Raw genomic sequence first — 19,315 nt, forward strand, 5'->3', positions numbered from 1 at the left:
GCTCTAATCGCGACTTTAAGATTTCACGCGTGTTCGCACGGAAGAAATGTATTTGTTGCAGGCCGTAAATAGCGGTTTCGTTATTGGTAACTTTAAGCGTGCATTGAGGGAAGCTTTTTCGCTTTTTTGTCATTCGCATTTTATTGCTTATACTTTTTGCTACTGGCATGCGCCCTGTGCGCTTCGTCGAATGGATTTGTGCGCTATGAAAAGCATCCGCATCGCAATACTGGATGACCACGCTATTGTGCGCCATGGATTAGTGAATAGCCTTACGGCCGAAAAGGGACTCGAGGTCGTTGGCGTCTATGAAAGAAGCCGTGACCTGATCGCCGGGCTGGCCAAGACGCCCGCCGATCTTTTGCTGCTTGACTTTTCGCTCGGCCCCGACGAGTTGGATGGGGTGTCCCTGATCCGCGCGTTGCGGGTCAAATTTGCACACTGTCACATCCTGGTATTGTCGACCCATCACGACCCGGCCACCGTGGCCTTGGCCATGCGTGTTGGCGCCAGGGGGTTTGTCGGTAAAGGGGAAGAGATAGGGCAATTGATTAAGGCAATCCGCACCGTCGCCAGCGGTGCGGCGTATTTGAGCCCTGACATGTCTTATCGAGTGGCCGAGGCCGTTGTGTGCGCCACTGCCGAGGGGGAAAGTCAGGTGGCTGACCCAATGCAACAGGCTGAACTGACGGCTCGAGAACAGGAAGTGATCCGTTGTTACCTGGCGGGCATGACGGTGACCGACATCGCCGAAAAATTCAACCGCAGCATCAAGACCATCAGCACACAGAAGGCCTCGGCATTTCGCAAATTGGGGGTTACCTCCAATAACGAACTGTTCAAGCTCAAGAAAATAATAGGCCAGTTATGAGCAGGCTGGCCCGGCTTGCGGCACCACTTCTGGTGCTGCTGGTTTGGGGCTTGCCGCCTGGGGTGCAGGACTCTGTAGCGTCCGTCGAGCTGACTCCCGAGGAGCAGGAATGGATCAAGCAGCAACCGCCGCTGCGAGTGGGGGTGGTTGAGAAGCTGATTCCGCTCGAATACATGAGAGAGGCGACGCTGCATGGGTTGTCGGCGACGTACCTGGATTTCGTTGCCCAGGAAACTGGCCTTAAATTCATTTTTGTTCCTGGCAGCACGCCGAAAACGCGTGTCAATGCATTACTGGAAGGGCAGGTGGACCTGCTGTCTTTCTATCCTGACAACTCGGATGCGCGGACCCCTGCGGTCCGGGCACTGCCTCCCTATCGTACGAGTTCGGTGATCATTGTCACTCGAGTCGGTAGCCCCGAAGTCCTCGAGCTTAAGCAATTAGCAGGCAAGACCGTGGCGATTCCGGATGTGGAAAGCTACCAGGCAATGTTCAATGAGCAAGCAGTCAAGGCGAGCTTGATAAAAAGCAGCTCCTCTCTGGAAATGCTGACAATGGTCAAGAATGGTACCGCGGATGCGGCCGTAGATTCGGAAACCTTCCTGATGCCTTATCTGTACCGGCAGTTTCAGGGCATCCTGCATGTGTCGGGTGTCGTCAGCAACGAGCAAGTGTCCGTGGGAATGGCTGTGCGTGCGGATCAGTTAATGCTGTATTCGATTCTCGACAAGACTCTAAAGGCTATTACCACTGAGCAACGCAAGGGGATCTATCAACAGTGGTTCCGTGAGCTTGACCTGGATATCCCTTCGATGCGGACCATCACCCGGCATTATTTACCTGTAATGATTTTGGGTGGAGTGGCGTTGATCATACTTTTTGTACTGGTCTACCAGAGCCATCGCCAGCGTCGACAGGCCGTGCGTAGCGAGCAGGAAAAGGCCATGTTTCTGGCGATGATGAGCCATGAAATTCGCTCACCCATGAACGCCGTGCTGGCCGCAGTGGAGTTACTGGGGAACACCCCGCTCGATGAGCAACAGCGGCGTTACGCACAACTCGCCAACAGCTGTGCCAATACCTTGCTGCGATTGCTGGACGATGTGCTGGACATGTCCAGGTTGGAGGCGGGGCAACTGAGCCTTAACGTTGAACCGGTCGATATTCAGGCACTGGTCCAGGACGTGGTCGACCTGCATTGGTTGCGAGCGCGGGCAAAAAACCTGGAACTGAATGTCAGCGCCAAAGCGCAACTGCCGCTGTTGTTGCTGGATGGCACACGCCTGGCGCAGATCTTCCATAACCTGATTTCCAATGCCATCAAGTTCACCGATGTCGGCGGCATCGAGATCAGTCTTGACCTGATTGAGGCAAAGATCGGCCAGGACCGGCAATTGGTGATCGAGGTACGGGATACCGGCATTGGTATTTCGGCATCGGTTCAGGCGTCTCTCTTCCACCCCTATGCCCAGGCCAGCCATTCTTACAAACGCTCAGGCGGGACCGGTCTTGGATTGGTGATCTGTCGCCAATTGGTCAGCCTGATGCGGGGCATGCTGGAGCTCAACAGTGAGCCTGGGATTGGTACGACGGTGTCTATCAGTTTGCCTGTGGCATTTGCACAGGAGCGCAATCTGGAGCTTGTCGATGAGACGCTACTTGCGCAGCCGTTGGCGTCACACCACCGCGGATTGCGGGTGCTGGTGGTGGAAGATTCCCTCGCCAGTCAGGAAGTGCTGCGGGCGCAGATCTGTAGCTTCGGCTGCCGACCGGTGGTGGTTTCGACCGCCGCTCAAGCTCGGGCGCTGTTCACTGAAGCCCGTTACGACTTGGTTTTGATGGACTGCAACCTGCCGGACCAGGACGGCTACAACCTGGTCTGCGAACTGCGTGAGCTCGAACTGCATTTGCACCGCACACACTGCCCAATCATCGCCATTTCGGCCCTGGCCGATGTCGAGCATCTTGAACGCTGTTTCGACGCCGGGATGGATGGAGTGTTGAGCAAGCCCATCCCCGTGGCCAAATTGCGAGAAGTCATCGAATTGTGGTGTGAAGTGACATTGGAGGCCCCCAGCGAGGCTTCGTTAGAGGTGGTGCTCGACCAGTCGGCAGTGAACCGGGAAATGGCCCGCGACTTGGGCAGCCTGATCAAAGCCAGCGCATTGCGTGATCGCGTGGCGGCCTTGCGCGCAGTTCATCGCCTGCATAGCGCTGCACTGATTCTTGACTGGATGGGCATGGCCACGGCCGGAGAAACCCTTGCAGGCTTGTTGTGGTCCGAAGCCTGCTGGGACAATCCAGGTTATCTGCGAGCGCTGAAGGAGTTGGTTCAACACTGGCAGGCTCTGGGCGGCGATCCGTCTTTTGATGCATTGCCGCGGTACCGGCCATGAGTGGTAGCGCCGCTGTGAGTGTTGTTTATCGTGGCTTGTTGATGGTGCTCCTGCTCCTGTGCTTCTTGCTGGGTGGTTCACGGTCGTTGAATGCGGGCGAGCCGCCGGATCTGTCGTTGACCCAAGAGGAACGCGATTGGATTGCCACCCACCCGGTGCTGCGTGTCGCAGTATTCAATAATCTGGTGCCGTTCGAGTACATGAGCGGCAGCAGGTTGAATGGGCTGTCGTCCAAATACCTGGAGGTGATTGCATCCAAGACAGGGTTGAGTTTTATTTTTGTCGCGGACCCCGAGGACAGTGTTCACATGGGCTTGTTGGCGAAAGGCGAGGTCGACTTGGTGTCGTCCGCACGCAAGGAGAATGCTCCAGGGCTTTTGCTGACCGCGGCTTACCACACCACTTCGGCGATCGTTGTCACCCGGGTCGGTAATGCCGACATCGTTGATCTTGTCCAACTGGCCGGTAAAACCGTAGTCGTTCCGGGGTTTGAGCGATACATAAACGTGCTGCGCGATCGAGCCCCTGGCGTGAAGATCATCAGTATCCGGGATTCAGTCAAGATGCTGACGATGGTCAAGGACGGCAGGGCTGACGCAGCGCTGGCTTCCGAGGGGTTGCTGATTCCCTATCTGTATCGGCGGTTTCAGGGGGAGTTGCAAATTTCCGGAGGGGTACCGGCACTACATACCGATATTGGTATGGCCGTGCGTGCGGATCAAGTGATCCTGCTGTCGGTTTTACAGAAGGCATTGAGGTCCATCAGTGTGGACGAAAACAAGGCGATCTATGACAGCTGGTTTGCTGACATGGACCTGGATAGTCCGTCCATGGAACAAGTTGCCGACTATTTCGACCGAGAGTTGCTGCTGCTGATGGTGGTCATTGTGCTGTTGTTGGCGGTGGCCTACCAAAACCGTCAGCAGCGTCGCCGGGCCATACGCAACGAGCGGGAAAAGGCCATGTTTTTGGCGGTCATGAGCCATGAAATCCGCTCGCCCATGAATGCTGTGCTGGCCGCTGTTGAGCTATTGGGGCACACACCGCTCGATGAGCAACAACGACATTTCACTGACCTGGCTAACAATGGTGCCAACACCTTGCTGCGGTTGCTGGACGATGTGCTGGATATTTCCAAACTCGAAGCCGGGCAGCTGAAGCTCAACCTGGAACCCGTGGACGTGCGCGCATTGGTTCAGGACGTAGTGGACCTCCATCAGATGCGCGTCACGGAAAAAGCCTTGGCGCTGAACATAACCGGCGAGCGCGCCATACCTGCGTTATTGCTGGATGACACACGTCTGGCTCAAGTCCTGCACAACCTTATTTCCAATGCGATCAAGTTCACAGAATCAGGCGGGGTCGAGGTCGACTTGCAACTCCTCAAGGACCAGACAGGGAGTCCGCAGCAGTTGGTGATCCGTGTCATTGACAGCGGCATCGGTCTGTCCGAACACGCGCAAATTTCGGTATTTCAACCGAATGTCCACACCGAACACTTTGACACGCGAACGGATGATACCGGCCTGGGCTTGGCGATCTGCAGTGAGCTGGTCAAACTGATGCACGGCGAGCTAACCCTGAAGAGCAAACTCGGCGCAGGCACCACGGTCGAGGTCTCTTTGCGGGTCGCCATGGCGCCGGATCTCGGACCACCGGTTGTGATTGAAGCAGTTGAGCTGCCCGCTGAAATTCCTCTGGTCGACAGCGGCCCACGAATTCTGGTCGTGGAAGATACTTTGGCTAACCTGGAAGTTCTCCACGCGCAGATCCAGGGCTTAAGTTGCGAGGCGCTGCTAGCTGCCGATGGTGCCCAAGGGCTGGCGTTGTTCGCTGCGAATCGGGTCAACCTGGTGTTGATGGACTGTAACCTGCCGGATCAGGACGGCTACAGCCTGGCCTGTGAATTTCGCGATCTGGAGCTGGCTCACCACTGGCCTCACTGCCCAATAATCGCCATTTCGGCCCTGACCGGTGACGAGCATCTTGAGCGCTGTTTCGATGCTGGGATGGATGGAGCGTTGAGCAAGCCAATCCGACTGAGCCAACTGCAGGAAATTATTGAGCTGTGGTGCAACGTGACAGTGGTACAGCAGGTACAACCGCTGATTCCACAAGTGCTGGAACTATCAGCCGTGCATGAAGAGGTGCATCTGGACTTGAACAACCTGTTCAAGGCTATGGCGCTACGTGAAAGCGATGCCGCATTACGTGCGGCGCATCGACTGCACGGTGCGACGTTGGTTTTGAAGTGGACGAATATGGCTCAATCGGCCGAATCTCTGGAACAGCTTTTGCGCAACCAGGTCGATTGGAGTGACGAGGCTTACGTCCGAGTTCTTGGGACGTTGGTAGACCACTGGTACGGCCTGACTGAAGCCCCCATTCAAGAGTTGCTACCCCGCTAGCTATTGAGTGCCAAGCCCACACCCATGAGCTTTCGTGCTCATATTTTCAGGACGAGAGCAGAGGTTTCAAATGGCCTCTTTACCGCCACGAGGTTTCTGCGAATTCGGAGTCTTCTTGCATACCTCAGTCAGTAGCTCCAAGGTCACCAGATTGTCAGCCGCTCTTGTGAAGTACTTGTCCTGACCCCCAGTTTTTAAAACGTTCGGGCTTGTGCTTGAGCCAATGTAACGGACCGTTGACTCCCTGCAATTGAACTCCTGCGTTATGTACATCGAGAAACTACCGAAGTCTCTTTTCGTGACGACGATTCGAGCGTGGTCAGCTCCGTCGATTGAAACAATCAAGTATTGTCGGGCGGTGGGATGGGCTTGCTGGGAGGGCGGGACACTGATCTCGGCACCATGGGCGGCCGAGCAGCAAAATACGACACAAGCAATAAGGACGCGTCTCAAGGTAAACCCTCCACGGGGAATATCGCATCAGAACCGACTGGATGTCGGCCCATGCATTTGAGCGACTTGCGTCATGAGTGTCTTTAGGAGAAGTCTGATATCGGTGCGGAGTTTTTATATGGGCGTGGGTAGGTTTAGCGCGATAGGCCGGACGCCTTAGAAGGGAGACTTTTAATGGTCAGATGGAGAAAAATCAGAATAGTCTTAAAGCTGAAGGCGAGCTAAGCCATTACGATTGCCCTGTCCGCCCACATAGGGAGCATGGCGCACGGGATTGGGCCGCAGTGGGCGGACACCTGATTTTTTCCGTTGAGCTTCACTGTTTCGATCTCGACGCTCTGGTGCGTGGTATTGCTGGCCGGCATTTGGCTGATTTAATGGGGTGCGCATGCAAGTTCGTGGAGAGGTATTTTTCGATTTTTTCACCAAACACCCCGACGCGGAGCGTCATGAGTTCCAGCATGCGAATGGCAAGCGCTCGACCATCGCAATCGGCCTGTATCAAGGATTGGTTGATGAAGGCTTCGTAGGTGTGTACGACGCTGACGGCGGTTCGCTCTCCGAGGAGAGGCCCGGCGAAGAGGCTCTAGCGAAGTCTGTTGGAAAAACGCGAATCGGCTATACAGACGCTTTTGAGCTTCTCAAATCACGTGCAGTCGGTTGTGCCGGTTCACAGATGCAACGACTTTAATCTACGCCAATTCTGTTGTTGGCGCAGATAGGCAATGACTGCCTTCAAGACAGGCATCTGACTAAAGCACAGGTCGCTAAGGCATGCTCAGCGTAATGAGGTACATCCCGGAACGTACCGGTCTGTCGGCACCATCTACCAACTCATACTGCTGATCGTAATAACGATCCTTCTGACCACTGTCAGCGAGCAGTTTGACATTGATGCTGGAGTGTCCGGGGGCGCTGACGTTGGAAACCGGCTTTATGTTGCTCACATTCATCGCAGCGGCGCGGCCAAGGGAAGGGCAACCGTTAAGCTCAAATGTAGCGTGTGTACTCGCGTGAGAGGTACAGCCCTGCTCGACAATACTGCCATGAAACTGGAGGGTGCCTGGTGTCAGGGCGGCTGCCAGGCACGTACCATTCAGCGCGAAGAAAAGGCTAATGCAAACCGACATACGTTTACCGTTCATGTCTCACGCTCCTTGGATAGTAAGGACTACGTCGACAATAATTGGCGAAACTTGAGGCTTTAAGTTTGTCCCGAAGTATTTTTTGTAGAGCTCATTCAGACATTGATCGAGTGACTGCTTCTGGCCGTTCTCTGCCGGTCGCGCCGAAGACTTGTCTGGATCGAATCCAACCACTGACTCGCCAGGGGCGCGTCCGCCGAAATGTTGATTTGCAGGACCAGGCCTAGAGTCATCCCTCTATTTAAGATATCCATACGCCGTAACAAGCGGCTATAACAATGAGCGCGAGAAAACAGATGAACTGAACGCAAAAGAAGGTAAACCGGACCGCCACGAACGTATCGGTTTGCACATGGGATACGTGAACCAGAGACTGGCACACGCGAGCGATCAGGACGCATATGGACAAGGAGCTCACTGCAGGGCCGTTGACACCAAGGGCTGAAATCACGAACACGATGGCGCCAAAGACAGGCAGATTTTCCACACAGTTCGCGTGTGCTCTTGTCCCGCGCCGATACCAATCCTCGCCTTCGAGCTGATCGCTTCGGAAAGAGGCAATCGGAACATTCGAGAACAGGATTCTGAGCCAGCGATACGCCCCGACGGTTGCCATCAACAGCAGCAACGTCCAGGTCGCAAATCCAAGCAACATCCACATCGGTATCGTCATGGCTGCCATCCTCAATAAGTCATTTTCAGCACGTCATCCCACAGCCGCGCGGCCGACGCGCGGTCGGTCGCGCACTGTCGATCAGTTGCTCATAATGGGGGCCAGTGCGGCCTGAATCCTGGACATCTGTGCGGGTGTTGTCATGCGCGCAAGCAGCCGGCCAAAGTGTGGATGCTGCACGCCCGAGATAATGTATTGCCAGCGGTAGGCGCTCAGCACGGAGGGCTTGATTTGCGCTGTTTCATCGACACTGAACGATCGTGAAATATTTCGAATGAAGTAGTCGGTATCGGATGCCGATTGTGCCTGCAGGATTGCGTCGACGGCTGCCACCAGCGCAATCAGATCGTTCACTGCCTGGTCGCGCTCGGCTGGCGAGAGTTTCGCGTGCTCCGCCTTCCACTCCAGCTCATCGAGTACGACGTGCCGGCTTTCATCCTTCCAGTGAAATTTGAAGACATCCTTGAAGAGTGGGCACAACTCCTCTCGCGGAGCGATGCTTTGCGCGTAGTGCGCCTGAACAAACAGCTCGATATGACAGGTCAGCGCCAGCACCGACCAGGTGCTGGCCGCAAGTACCACGCGCGCCACATCGTTTGGATCGGCAACTTGACGATATCCCGCCGGCAATTGCGAACCAATCATCATCTCTATGCGCCGGAACAGCTCTTGGTGTTTGATCTCGTCGTTAGAAAAGCGCACCAGCGCTTCGAGTGCGAGCTGATCGTCAAATACATGCGCCCGACCTTGATCGAGCATTTTGGCACTGATAAAACGCTCGACCAAGCCAAAGATATACGCATAGGTTCGGCCCTGAATCTGACTAAGCAGGCGCGCCTCGTCCGCGGCGATAAAGGTCAGGCGGTCGATCCGCGATAGTCCGTCGGGCAAAAATTTGCGCGAAAAGTCTAAACTCCGGTCCTGTAGCAAATCGCGATCGATCTGCCATTCCGCTTTCTTCGATGATCTGACAAGTTGAGCATAACGGGCGGCGTTGCCCGAATCTGAGCTAGGCATGGTAGCGACGGTGTTCATATCGATCTCCTGCATTCCTGGTCGAGTTGGAATGGGGCAATTACGGTTAACGTCGGAGCCAATGACCATGGGTGAAGCATCCGGGGATCGTCTCGATCACTGAGTCAACGTTGGTGCTAATCTAGGCCTCGCAGTTCAGGCGGCGAATGACCAGTGCGCCTGATTACATGCTCCGGACTCCGGAAAGGAGGGCTGGCAATTGTTGGATGCGCTTTCTGATGTCTTACGTGTGATCCGGCTGTCTGGAGGGGTCTTTCTCGAGGCGGAATTCACTGCGCCCTGGTGCCTCAACGGAAGAATCTCTGCGGACGATTGCAAACCGTTCCTGGCAGCACCTCGACATATCATTGCGTCGCATTTTGTCGCCGCAGGGCACATGCAATTACGAATCGACGGTGGTGCCACCCTCGACGTGCGGGCAGGCGAACTCATTCTGCTTCCTCGCAATGACGCTCATTCTTTTGGCAGCGACCTAAGCATTGCGCCCATGCCGGCGAGCGAAGTTATTCAGCCGCCGGAAGTCGGCGGCATTTCACGCATCAAGTACGGCGGAGGCGGTGAGGCCACGCAGTTATTGTGTGGATTCCTCGGCTCAGAAACACCCTTCAGTCCGTTGCTTTCGTCGCTGCCATCCTTATTGAAACTGGACGTGCGCGCGACGGCTTCGGGAGCCTGGATTGAAAGCTCATTCCGTTTTGCTGTCAGTGAGATCGCGGCGGGGCGCGTCGGCTCGACAACGGTCATCGCCAAGCTATCCGAATTGCTATTCGTCGAAGCCGTCAGCCAGTATGTCGCGAGCCTCCCCGCGGAGCGGCGCGGGTGGCTGGCGGGTTTGCGAGATCCGCATATCGGGCGCGCACTGGCGCTGCTCCATGCTCGTCCAACCGAGGGCTGGACTGCAGAAGCCCTGGCGCTTGAAGTGGGCATGTCGCGCTCGGTATTCGCGGAGCGATTCACGGCATTGGTCGGACAGCCACCGATGCAATACCTGACGCTCTGGCGTATGCACGTGGCGGCTCAACACCTGCGCGAAGGTCGCGGTAATGTGGCGCAAATCGGCTTTGCAGTTGGCTACGAATCCGAAGCCGCGTTCAGTCGCGCATTCAAACGCCAGTTCGGCACATCACCCGGCACTTGGCGCAGACAATCAGCATGAGAAGGTCCGGTGCTGAAACGTCCGTTGTTTAAAAGGTATTAACTATTGCGTGTAGTGCGAGCGCCAATAAATAGTTATTAGAAAATTGACATGTTTCATTGGCTTTACACTGTGTATTGAATTTAATAACTGCGCTTACAAAGTTGTAACATTGGCGTTGCACCGTGTCAGGGCTTTAGACGTGTCTGTCTGGCAAGTACTGTAAGCGTTTGCTTGTTTTTGGTGCGTCGATATATTTTTTGTTCAAGTTTACAGTCTTGATAACTTTTATATCTGGCTGATCTTATTAGTGTTTTTTTTAAAAGTTAACGTGTTGTCGATTTTGGCACTTGCTTTGCTGGTCTAACTACACATGTTGTCGGCGCGAAGCGTTCGAGATTTCTGTTAAAAAAAGACAGTGCCTAAGTGATGGTTGTCTACACTCCAGTTCTTCGAGTGTGGTCGAGAATCAAGTTGTACCTTACTGCCGGTTAGTTGGCGCGGTAGAGCGACTGTCGGCCTGCGCGGCATGCCGATGGCCTTCCTGAATCAGGGTATACGGGGGTATTCACCGATGCGAATCAGCATATTTGGTTTGGGGTACGTGGGCGCTGTCTGTGCGGGCTGTCTCTGTGCTCGCGGTCATGACGTCACCGGGGTGGATGTCTCGCAAGTCAAGGTCGACCTGATCAACCAGGGTAAGTCGCCCATCGTTGAGCCGGGCCTGGAGCCATTGCTCGAGCAAGGGGTGAATGTTGGGCGGCTGCGTGGTGGCGGTGATGTGAAGGCGGCAGTGATGGACACGGAGATGTCGTTCCTCTGCGTCGGTACGCCCAGCAAGAAGAATGGCGATCTGGATTTGGTCTACATCGAGTCGGTCTGCCGCGAGATCGGCGAAGCCCTGCACGACAAGGACAGTTGGCATACGGTAGTGGTGCGTAGCACGGTGCTGCCGGGCACCGTGAAGAACGTGGTGATCCCGATACTTGAAAACTGTTCCGGCAAGAAGGCCGGGGTCGACTTCGGCGTGGCGATCAACCCGGAGTTCCTGCGCGAAAGTACCGCGATCAAGGATTACAACTGTCCGCCCATGACGGTGATCGGTGAGCTCGACCAGCGCAGCGGTGACATGCTCGCCACGCTCTATCAAGAGCTGGACGCGCCGCTCCTGCGCAGGAGCATCGAAGTGGCGGAGATGATCAAGTACACCTGCAACGTCTGGCACGCAACCAAAGTGACCTTCGCCAATGAGATCGGCAATATCGCGAAGGCCGTCGGCGTGGACGGTCGCGATGTGATGGACGTGATCTGCCAGGACACCAAACTCAACCTGTCGCGTTATTACATGCGTCCCGGCTTCGCGTTCGGCGGTTCCTGCCTGCCCAAGGATGTACGTGCGCTGAACTATCGCGCCGGGCAGATGGACGTCGAGCACCCGCTACTGGCCTCGATCATGCGCAGCAATGCGGTGCAGGTACAGAGAGCCTTCGACATTATCAGCAGTTACGGCAAGCGGCGTGTCGCGCTACTCGGCCTGAGCTTCAAGGCGGGCACCGATGACCTGCGCGAAAGCCCGCTGGTGGAGTTGGCCGAGATGTTGATAGGCAAGGGCTACGACCTGCATATCTTCGACCGCAACGTTGAGTACGCGCGTATCTACGGGGCCAATAAGGAATACATCGAGTCGAAGATTCCGCACCTGGCTTCGCTGTTATGCCCTGAGCTTGCGAAGGTGATCGAGCAGGCGGATGTGATCGTGCTGGGTAACAGTGACGAGTCCTTCGAAGCCATTGCGCTTCAGGTGCCCGAGGGCAAGCAGGTGGTCGACCTGGTGGGCTTCATGCCGCACGCCAGTGGCGATCGGCTCGAGGGTATTTGCTGGTAAGCGAGGCGCGCGAGCGGGCGCGCCCCAAGCAACATGGGTTTATCGAACAGGGGGGTCACATGTATGGCTGATTCCAGGGTTTATTTGCGCGAAGCTGCGGGCTGGCTGTTCTACGTCACCGCGCTGATGGGGCTTGCACTGTTGCTGCCGCGCACAGTGTTCGATCCCGAATCCAGGGACTTTCTCCTGTTGCTGGGGGCGGTCGGTATCTGGCGTTATTCGATGGGCGCGATCCATTACCTGCGGGGGATGCTGTTCCTTTATCTGGTGTTCCCTTATTACAGACGCAGAGTCACCAGGCTGGGCAGCAGTGCCGATCCGTCGCACGTGTTTTTGCTGGTCACCAGTTTTCGTATCGATGCGTTGACCACGGCGCAGGTCTACCGCTCGGTGATCGAAGAGGCCATCGGTTGTGGCTACCCGACCACGGTGGTCTGTTCCATCGTCGAGCTGGCCGATGAACTGCTGATCAAAGCGCTCTGGGACAGCTATACCCCGGCGGGGCAGGTCAAGCTGAGCTTCGTGCGGATACCCGGCACCGGTAAGCGCGATGGCCTGGCCCATGGTTTTCGGGCGATCTCCCGGCATTTGCCGGATGCCGAAGCGGTGGTGGCGGTGGTCGATGGCGACACCGTGCTCTCGCCCGGGCTAGTGCGTCAGACCGTGCCCTGGTTCAAGCTGTTCCCGAAGGTCGGCGGGCTGACCACCAATGAGTTCTGCGAGGTGCGCGGAAGCTACCTGATGAGCCAATGGCACAAGCTGCGGTTCGCCCAGCGGCACATCAATATGTGTTCGATGGCACTGGGCAAGCGAGTGCTGACAATGACCGGGCGGATGTCGGTGTTCCGTGCCCAGGTGGTGACCGACCCCGGCTTTATTCAAGACGTTGAGAGCGATTATCTGCAGCACTGGCGCCTGGGGCGTTTCCGCTTCCTGACCGGTGATGACAAGTCCAGTTGGTACAGCCTGATGCGGCTGGGCTACGACACCTTTTATGTGCCCGATGCGGCGATCAACACGGTCGAGCACCCCCCGGGAAAGAGCTTCTTCAAGGCCAGCCGCAAGCTGATGTTCCGCTGGTATGGCAATAACCTGCGGCAGAACTCGCGGGCCCTGCACCTGGGCGTGCAGCGATTGGGCTGGTTCACCTCGCTGGTGCTGTTCGACCAACGCGTATCGATGTGGGCCAGCCTGCTCGGTCCTTCAGTGGCGATCATTGCCAGTCTCAAATACAGCATGGCCTACCTGCTGATCTATGTGCTCTGGATCGGCCTGACTCGCTTGATCCTGAGTCTGCTGTTGCTGGCTTCGGGGCACCCGGTCGGGCCGGCCTATCCACTGATTCTCTATTACAACCAGTTGGTCGGCGCCATGGTGAAGATCTATGTGTTCTTCCGTCTCGACCGGCAATCGTGGACGCGCCAGAAAACCAGACTCGACCGCGGGCTGGCCAGCTATCAGCGCTGGTTCAATACCTGGTCGTCGCGGGCCATGACCTTTTCGGCCGGCAGTGTGTTTTGCGCGCTGCTGATGTGGGTGGTGTAGCGCAGGTGTCAGGGCAGTCGGCATGCCGTGCCGGTCTGCACAGCGGTAAAGGATAAAGGTGAACACCGGCTCTGACCTGCCGGATCGGTCTCAATCGTGGATGGGAAGGGGCGCGTTATGAGCACAGCCTGTATTGCTGTTGATGACAATGTCGTGCATGAGTCGGAGGTGCAGCGTCAGCATGCGCGGCTGAATCTACCGGCGAGGATCAAGTTTCACTGGCCGAACCGGGAGATGTTCGATTGCGAGCTGATCGACTTGTCGGCCGGTGGCTTCGGCCTGAGTCAGCCGAACCCACCGCTGATCGCGGGCAAGCAGCACAAAGGCAAACTGGTGTTCCAGGTCGATGCGCTTGGGTTTGCCATCGACGTGGAGTTTGTCGTGCGCTCGGTATGCAGCGAGGGGCTGCGGGTGGGTTGCGAGTTCCACAACCTGCCTCCGCGCGCGATCTCCGCATTGCGTTATCTGATCACCTCCTACCTCTCGGGAGGGGTGATCAGCCTGGGTGACATGCTCGCGACCCAGCAGCGCGACAACTTCACCAAGCCGCGAAAGCACGAAAGCGGCAACGGCCTGGGCTTTTTCGCACGCTTGCGGGCGACCACGGTGAGCCTGCTGATTTTCCTGGTGGGGCTGGGTGCCTTTGGTTATGTGCTGCACCAGTTGTATGGCATTTATTTCGTCACTCACGCCGAATCGGCGCGGGTCAACGTGCCCGGCCAGTTGATCGGCCTGCCGCGCGACGGCAGCGTCAAGTCGTTGGTCAAGGTGGGGGCGGTGGTGCCCAAGGGGGCCCCGCTGGCGACCTTTTCCGCCTCGCTGCTGGATGTGATGAAAGGCAACCTGCCGCCCGGGCAGGCGACCCCGGAGAACCTCGAGCGCCTGTTCAGCCGGACCCTGCAAGGTTCGCTGACCAGCCCTTGCGATTGCCGAGTGGTGGCGCAGCTGGTGCCGGACGGCCAGGTCGTCGGCAAGGGCACCACGGTATACGAGCTGATGCCGATCGATGGTGTGGCGACCATCGAGGCGCGCTTCCCCTATAAGAACTTTGCCAAGATCCAGCCAGGCAAGGCAGTGAGCTTCCAACTGGTCGGTGAAGAACAGCCACGCACGGGCAAAATCGCCACGGTGGTGCTGGACAACGGCGGCCTGGCCTCCGACCTGCGGGTCACCATTGAGCCTGACAGCGCGTTGCAGACCGATCTCGCCGGGCGTCCGGTGGAGGTCAGTATCGAAAACCTGCAGAGCAATGCCTGGGTGAAGAATGCCTGGGCGGCCAATACCTGGGTGAAGAACGCCTGGGAGAATAAAGTCATGGCGGCCGAAAAATGAACGGCGCATGGCGATCGGGGTTGCGGTTTTCTGCGCTGGCCGCTGCTCTGACGATGATTCATGGTTGCGGCACCCTGCCGGATCAGGGGGTGGCGCGCGAGGCCATGTTGCGCGGCGATTATGAAACGGCACGCAAGCACTATGCGGCGCTGGCCCAGGACGGCTATGCCGATGCCCAGGCCGGGATGGGCGACCTGACGGCGTCGGCGGGCGACCCGGCGAGCCTGAAAGAGGCTGAAGCCTTATACCGGCAGGCCGCGCCGGAGTCGGTCAAGGCGCAGTCACGTCTGGGCCGCTTGTTGCTGCGTCAGGGACCGACTGATCCCAAGCAAGTGCGCGAGGCCCAGCAATTGTTGGAAGGCGCGTTGGATAAAGGCGAGTTCAGTGCGGTGGTACCGCTGACGTTGTTGTACCTGGGCTACCCGCAACTGGCGCCTGGGGTGGATCCGCAGCAGAAGGTCGATAGTTGGCGCGCCCAGGGCATTATCGAGGCGGATCTGGCGCAGATTCTGATTTACCGCAATCAGGGCACCTATAAGGCTCACCTGCCGCAGATCGAGCAGATGTGCCGGGCTCGGCTGGCGGTACTCGATGCCTGTTATGTGGAGCTGGCCACCCTCAACCGAATGCGCGACCAGCCCAAGGCGCAAGCGGCCTTGCTGGTGGAGTTGCGCCAGGGTTGGCGCGAGGGACGAGTAGCGCCTTTGCGGGTCGAGTCGGTGGCGCGCGTTCTGTCGTCGCCAACCCTGGAAGGCCCGGCCGACGCGCAAAGCGCCCAGCGCCTGCTCGAGGAACTGGCACCGGTCTATGCGCCGGCCTGGACCAGCCTGGCGCGGTTGATCAACGACTACCCCGTGCAAGGCGATGCGCCGCAATTGCTCTCGGCCTTGCAGCGCGGGCGCGAGGCGGGCGACCCACGGGCGGAACTGCTGACCGGGCGGCTGTATTACCTCGGCAAATGGTTGCCGCAAGATCCGCGCCTGGCTGAAGAGCATTTGCTCAAGGCGGCCGCGGCCGGTGAAGTCGGGGCGCATTACTACTTGGGCCAGTTGTACCGGCGCGGTTATCTGGGCGAGGTCGAACCGCAGAAGGCGCTGCAACATTTGTTGCTGGCGGCCCGCAACGGTTCGCCCAATGCCGACCTGGCCCTGGCGCACATGTTTTCCGACTCCCGCGGGGTCAAGGTCAATCGGATCAATGCCTTTGTCTTTGCGCAACTCGCGCAGCGCCAAGGCGTGGTAAATGCAGAGCCAGTGCTGTCGGCCCTGCGGTCGGGGCTGACCCCGGCAGAAAGGAAAATCGCGCAGCCTTTGCTTGAGGGGGAAGCCCAGGCCCGTCTGGCGGGCGCGGCTCTAGCCAGACTGCAAACTCCGGAAAATGGACAGGACTTACTATGAAGCAAACATTGTTGGCAGGTTGTGGTCTGGGTGTTTCGCTGATGTGCAGTGCCGGTCTGGTGCTGGCGGCGGAGGTGGCTCCGAAGAATTTCGGCCTGGACGTGAAGATTACCGGTGAGTCGCAGGACGACCGTGACCTGGGCACCGCACCCGGTGGCACCCTCAACGATATCGGCATCGACTTGCGCCCCTGGGCCTTTGGCCAATGGGGTGACTGGAGTGCTTATTTGATGGGGCAGGCGGTGGCGGCGACCGATACCATCGACACCGATACGGTGAACAACGGCGTCGACGAAAGTAACGCCCGTGGGACCGATGACAGCTACCTGGCAATGCGCGAGTTCTGGGTCGACTATTCGGGTATCACCTCTTATCCGGGCGAGCATTTGCGCTTGGGGCGTCAGCGTTTGCGCGAGGACACCGGAGAGTGGATGGACACCAACATCGAAGCGCTCAACTGGACCTTCGACACCACTCTGTTGCGCGCTCACCTCGGCGCCGCTGAACGCTTTTCCGACTACCGCACTGACTTGAGCGACCTGGCGCCCGAAGACAAAGACCGCTCCCATGCCTTCGCCGACATCTCTACGCAATGGGCGCCCAATCACTGGTTCGGCCTGCGTGTGCATCACGTTGAGGACAGCGGCAGCCTGCCCGATGCAGGCGAGCAGCTCGATGCGCTCGACAAGACCAACACCGGCAGCCTGACCTGGGTCGGTCTCGAAGCGAACGGTGACGGCTACAACTTTCGCTCGACGATGCCTGTCAATTACTGGCTCAACGCGACCTGGCTGACCGGCAATCGCGACAACCTCACCAGCGTGGTCGACGCTAACGGCGATCGCGTTGCGACGGGCCACACCAGTGGCGACGTCAACGCCTGGGGCGCGGACCTGGGCTTGCGCTGGAACATCGATGAAAGCTGGCGCCTCGGTGCTGCCGCAGCCCGCGGCGACGGCGGCGGTCACGACCAGGAGCATCAGTTCCAGCAAACCGGCCTGCAGAGCAACCGCTCGAACTACACCGGCACGCGTTCGCGCGTACACCGTTTCGGCGAAGCCTTTCGCGGTGAACTGAGCAACCTCCAGGTGGCTACCCTGTTCGGCTCCTGGCAGTTGCGCGAGGACTACGACGCCAGCCTCGTCTACCACCGCTTCTGGCGGGTCGACGACCAGCAGGACACCGGCGACGACGGGATCGTCAATGCGGCGCTGGTGGACGGTGAGAAGGACCTGGGCCAGGAAGTCGATCTGGTCATGACCAAGTACTTCAAGCAAGGCCTGTTGCCCGCGAGCATGGTGGATTGGGTCGACGAACCCTCGGCGCTGATCCGCTTGCGCCTCGGCGTGTTCTTCCCGGGTGACGCCTACGCCAGCGACACCGACTCAAGCATGCACCGGGCGTTCATTGATTTCGTCTGGAAAATCTAGGCCCAGGTTATTGCCCGCAGTGATGCCATCGTGGGCAACGGCGCCTTGATCACACCAGGTTGCATTTATTTTGATGAGTGAGGCTTATGGACAGTGTCGTCAAGATAGGGCTGTTGCTCGCGGGTCTGCTGTTGGCGCAGACCGCGGGTGTCAGCGCGGCGGGTGTCATCTTCGCGCCGCGCTATTCCATCAGCGAGACTCCGGGAAAGCCCTTGCTGATCAAAGAGCCGAAGATCCCCGACCTGTCCGGCTATACGGCCGAGGCAGCCATGGCGAAGATTGCCTACAAGCCCGCCGGCCGTGCCTTGATCCAGCCGATGCTCAAGGAAAACTCGCTCGACGAGTTCATCGGCGGCAAGGAGCGTCTCAAGGAATGGGTGGTGCGCCAGCAGCGAATGCCGGTGGCGATCTTCATCGACCGTGGCTACATGAGCCTGACGCAACTGGCGCGCAGCCTGCCACCGACGGCCTTGCGCGAAACCGCGCCGGGGGTGTTTCTGGCGCGCTTGCCGATCGTGATACGGCCCGGCGGGACCCTGCATATCGACAAGTCGGTCAAGGAGTTGCGATTGTCCCAGGAGGGCGGTTCCTTCCTGGTCAATGACGGCAAGCTGTTTATCACCGACACCAAGGTCAGCGCCTGGAGCGAGAAGGACGACAGCCCGGCCTGGTACAAGAAAGAGGGGGAGTTTCGGCCCTTCCTGGTGTCCTGGGGCGGCACCGAGACCTACATCGTCAACAGCACCATCACCAGCTTCGGCTACACCGCGAGCAAGAGTTATGGCGTGAGTATTTCCCAGTACAGCCCGAGCATGGCGCCGAAGATGAAGCGCAAGCGGCCGACCGGCTGGCTGCTCAATTCGCAGTTCGTCGACAACTGGTACGGCTTCTATTGCTATGAGGCCGACGACGTGGTGATTCTCGGCAATGCCTACCGCGACAACATCGTCTATGGCATCGACCCGCACGACCGTTCGCGCCGGCTGATCATTGCCCACAACGACGCCTTTGGTACCCGCAAGAAGCACGGCATTATCCTCTCACGCGAGGTCAACGACAGCTGGATCCTCTACAACCGCGCCTACAACAACCACCTGTCGGGCATCGTCCTGGACCGTTCCAGCGTCAATAACCTGGTGGCCTACAACGAAACCTACAAAAACCGCTCCGACGGCATGACCCTGTATGAGAGCGGCAATAACCTGATCTGGCGCAACCGCGCGGTCGACAATGACCGGCACGGAATCCGGGTGCGTAACAGCACCGGTGTGCGGCTGTATGAAAACGAGCTGATGGCCAATGCCCTGACTGGTATCTACGGTCACATCAAGGATTTGCGCGGCAGCGACCGCGATCTCAAGGTAGACCCCTACGAAGCCAGGCTGTCGCTCACCGTGGTCGGCGGCAAGTTGATCGGCAACGGTTCCAGCCCCATCACCGTGTTTTCACCCTCGCGTCTGGAACTTTATGACTTGACCTTTCTGGCGCCGCAGAAACAGGACGGCCTTGCCTTCACCGGTTTGCTGGGGGACGTGCAGGGCGACTTGATGGACATTCTCCTGCGCCGCCATGCAGCCGCGTTGATTCTGCCCGAGACACTGTGAGGAGCC

At 58.0% G+C, this 19,315-nt stretch carries 14 protein-coding genes; 11 read left to right on the forward strand and 3 right to left on the reverse strand.

Annotated elements, in window-relative coordinates:
- Positions 1 to 46: 46 nt before the first annotated feature.
- The 4 genes from ACYZT5_RS05790 to ACYZT5_RS05805 all read left to right on the forward strand — a co-directional run bounded on the left by ACYZT5_RS05790 (position 47) and on the right by ACYZT5_RS05805 (position 6,819).
- Positions 47 to 871, forward strand: coding sequence for a response regulator (locus ACYZT5_RS05790; protein ID WP_462050219.1), 825 nt, complete (start codon positions 47 to 49; stop codon positions 869 to 871).
- A complete protein-coding gene (locus ACYZT5_RS05795; RefSeq protein ID WP_462050220.1) occupies positions 868 to 3,267 on the forward strand; it encodes an ATP-binding protein in 2,400 nt (799 codons plus the stop codon). Before ACYZT5_RS05790 ends, ACYZT5_RS05795 begins: the two co-directional genes overlap by 4 nt.
- Complete coding sequence (locus ACYZT5_RS05800) at positions 3,264 to 5,675, forward strand: ATP-binding protein (RefSeq protein ID WP_462050221.1); 2,412 nt, start codon at positions 3,264 to 3,266, stop codon at positions 5,673 to 5,675. The genes ACYZT5_RS05795 and ACYZT5_RS05800 overlap by 4 nt, the downstream gene beginning before the upstream one ends.
- 841 nt (positions 5,676 to 6,516) lie before the next feature.
- The gene (locus tag ACYZT5_RS05805; RefSeq protein ID WP_462050222.1) at positions 6,517 to 6,819 is read left to right on the forward strand and encodes a hypothetical protein; all 303 of its coding nucleotides are present in this window, start codon (positions 6,517 to 6,519) and stop codon (positions 6,817 to 6,819) included.
- Positions 6,820 to 6,895: 76 nt separating this feature from the next.
- On the opposite strand, the gene ACYZT5_RS05810 is transcribed toward ACYZT5_RS05805, so the two are convergent.
- From ACYZT5_RS05810 to ACYZT5_RS05820, 3 genes are all read right to left on the reverse strand, one after another.
- On the reverse strand, positions 6,896 to 7,273 hold the full coding sequence (locus ACYZT5_RS05810) for a type 1 fimbrial protein (protein WP_462050223.1): 378 nt from the start codon (positions 7,271 to 7,273) through the stop codon (positions 6,896 to 6,898).
- 241 nt (positions 7,274 to 7,514) lie between these two features.
- Positions 7,515 to 7,946 (reverse strand): MAPEG family protein, encoded by a 432-nt coding sequence (locus ACYZT5_RS05815; protein ID WP_462050224.1) that lies wholly within the window; start codon positions 7,944 to 7,946, stop codon positions 7,515 to 7,517.
- Between the two features lie 81 nt (positions 7,947 to 8,027).
- The gene (locus ACYZT5_RS05820) at positions 8,028 to 8,981 is read right to left on the reverse strand and encodes a diiron oxygenase (RefSeq protein WP_462050225.1); all 954 of its coding nucleotides are present in this window, start codon (positions 8,979 to 8,981) and stop codon (positions 8,028 to 8,030) included.
- Positions 8,982 to 9,180: 199 nt separating this feature from the next.
- On the opposite strand from ACYZT5_RS05820, the gene ACYZT5_RS05825 reads away from it, so the two are divergent.
- From ACYZT5_RS05825 to algG, 7 genes are all read left to right on the forward strand, one after another.
- The gene (locus ACYZT5_RS05825; RefSeq protein ID WP_462050226.1) at positions 9,181 to 10,137 is read left to right on the forward strand and encodes an AraC family transcriptional regulator; all 957 of its coding nucleotides are present in this window, start codon (positions 9,181 to 9,183) and stop codon (positions 10,135 to 10,137) included.
- 553 nt (positions 10,138 to 10,690) lie between these two features.
- Positions 10,691 to 12,001, forward strand: coding sequence for a nucleotide sugar dehydrogenase (locus tag ACYZT5_RS05830; RefSeq protein ID WP_462050227.1), 1,311 nt, complete (start codon positions 10,691 to 10,693; stop codon positions 11,999 to 12,001).
- A gap of 63 nt (positions 12,002 to 12,064) precedes the next feature.
- Positions 12,065 to 13,546: a glycosyltransferase family 2 protein gene (locus ACYZT5_RS05835; protein WP_462050228.1), complete on the forward strand. Its 1,482-nt coding sequence runs from the start codon at positions 12,065 to 12,067 to the stop codon at positions 13,544 to 13,546.
- A 117-nt stretch (positions 13,547 to 13,663) separates the two neighbouring features.
- The gene (locus ACYZT5_RS05840) at positions 13,664 to 14,878 is read left to right on the forward strand and encodes a PilZ domain-containing protein (protein ID WP_462050229.1); all 1,215 of its coding nucleotides are present in this window, start codon (positions 13,664 to 13,666) and stop codon (positions 14,876 to 14,878) included.
- On the forward strand, positions 14,875 to 16,275 hold the full coding sequence (locus ACYZT5_RS05845; protein WP_462050230.1) for an alginate biosynthesis protein AlgK: 1,401 nt from the start codon (positions 14,875 to 14,877) through the stop codon (positions 16,273 to 16,275). Before ACYZT5_RS05840 ends, ACYZT5_RS05845 begins: the two co-directional genes overlap by 4 nt.
- Positions 16,276 to 16,316: 41 nt before the next feature.
- Complete coding sequence (locus ACYZT5_RS05850; RefSeq protein WP_462052194.1) at positions 16,317 to 17,705, forward strand: alginate export family protein; 1,389 nt, start codon at positions 16,317 to 16,319, stop codon at positions 17,703 to 17,705.
- Positions 17,706 to 17,791: 86 nt separating this feature from the next.
- Positions 17,792 to 19,309 (forward strand): mannuronan 5-epimerase AlgG, encoded by a 1,518-nt coding sequence (algG, locus tag ACYZT5_RS05855; RefSeq protein ID WP_462050231.1) that lies wholly within the window; start codon positions 17,792 to 17,794, stop codon positions 19,307 to 19,309.
- The last annotated feature ends 6 nt before the right edge of the window (positions 19,310 to 19,315 follow it).

The organism is Pseudomonas sp. LB3P14 (genome assembly GCF_054898045.1).

Bases quoted from the DNA above. Each gene is read 5' to 3' on its own strand.
- ACYZT5_RS05850 (WP_462052194.1), top strand. From the start codon at position 16,317: ATGTGCAGTGCCGGTCTGGTGCTGGCGGCGGAGGTGGCTCCGAAGAAT.
- ACYZT5_RS05830 (WP_462050227.1), top strand. From the start codon at position 10,691: ATGCGAATCAGCATATTTGGTTTGGGGTACGTGGGCGCTGTCTGTGCG.
- ACYZT5_RS05835 (WP_462050228.1), top strand. From the start codon at position 12,065: ATGGCTGATTCCAGGGTTTATTTGCGCGAAGCTGCGGGCTGGCTGTTC.
- ACYZT5_RS05800 (WP_462050221.1), top strand. From the start codon at position 3,264: ATGAGTGGTAGCGCCGCTGTGAGTGTTGTTTATCGTGGCTTGTTGATG.
- ACYZT5_RS05805 (WP_462050222.1), top strand. From the start codon at position 6,517: ATGCAAGTTCGTGGAGAGGTATTTTTCGATTTTTTCACCAAACACCCC.
- ACYZT5_RS05815 (WP_462050224.1), bottom strand. From the start codon at position 7,946: ATGACGATACCGATGTGGATGTTGCTTGGATTTGCGACCTGGACGTTG.
- ACYZT5_RS05795 (WP_462050220.1), top strand. From the start codon at position 868: ATGAGCAGGCTGGCCCGGCTTGCGGCACCACTTCTGGTGCTGCTGGTT.
- ACYZT5_RS05790 (WP_462050219.1), top strand. From the start codon at position 47: ATGTATTTGTTGCAGGCCGTAAATAGCGGTTTCGTTATTGGTAACTTT.
- ACYZT5_RS05820 (WP_462050225.1), bottom strand. From the start codon at position 8,981: ATGAACACCGTCGCTACCATGCCTAGCTCAGATTCGGGCAACGCCGCC.
- ACYZT5_RS05845 (WP_462050230.1), top strand. From the start codon at position 14,875: ATGAACGGCGCATGGCGATCGGGGTTGCGGTTTTCTGCGCTGGCCGCT.
- algG (WP_462050231.1), top strand. From the start codon at position 17,792: ATGGACAGTGTCGTCAAGATAGGGCTGTTGCTCGCGGGTCTGCTGTTG.
- ACYZT5_RS05810 (WP_462050223.1), bottom strand. From the start codon at position 7,273: ATGAACGGTAAACGTATGTCGGTTTGCATTAGCCTTTTCTTCGCGCTG.
- ACYZT5_RS05840 (WP_462050229.1), top strand. From the start codon at position 13,664: ATGAGCACAGCCTGTATTGCTGTTGATGACAATGTCGTGCATGAGTCG.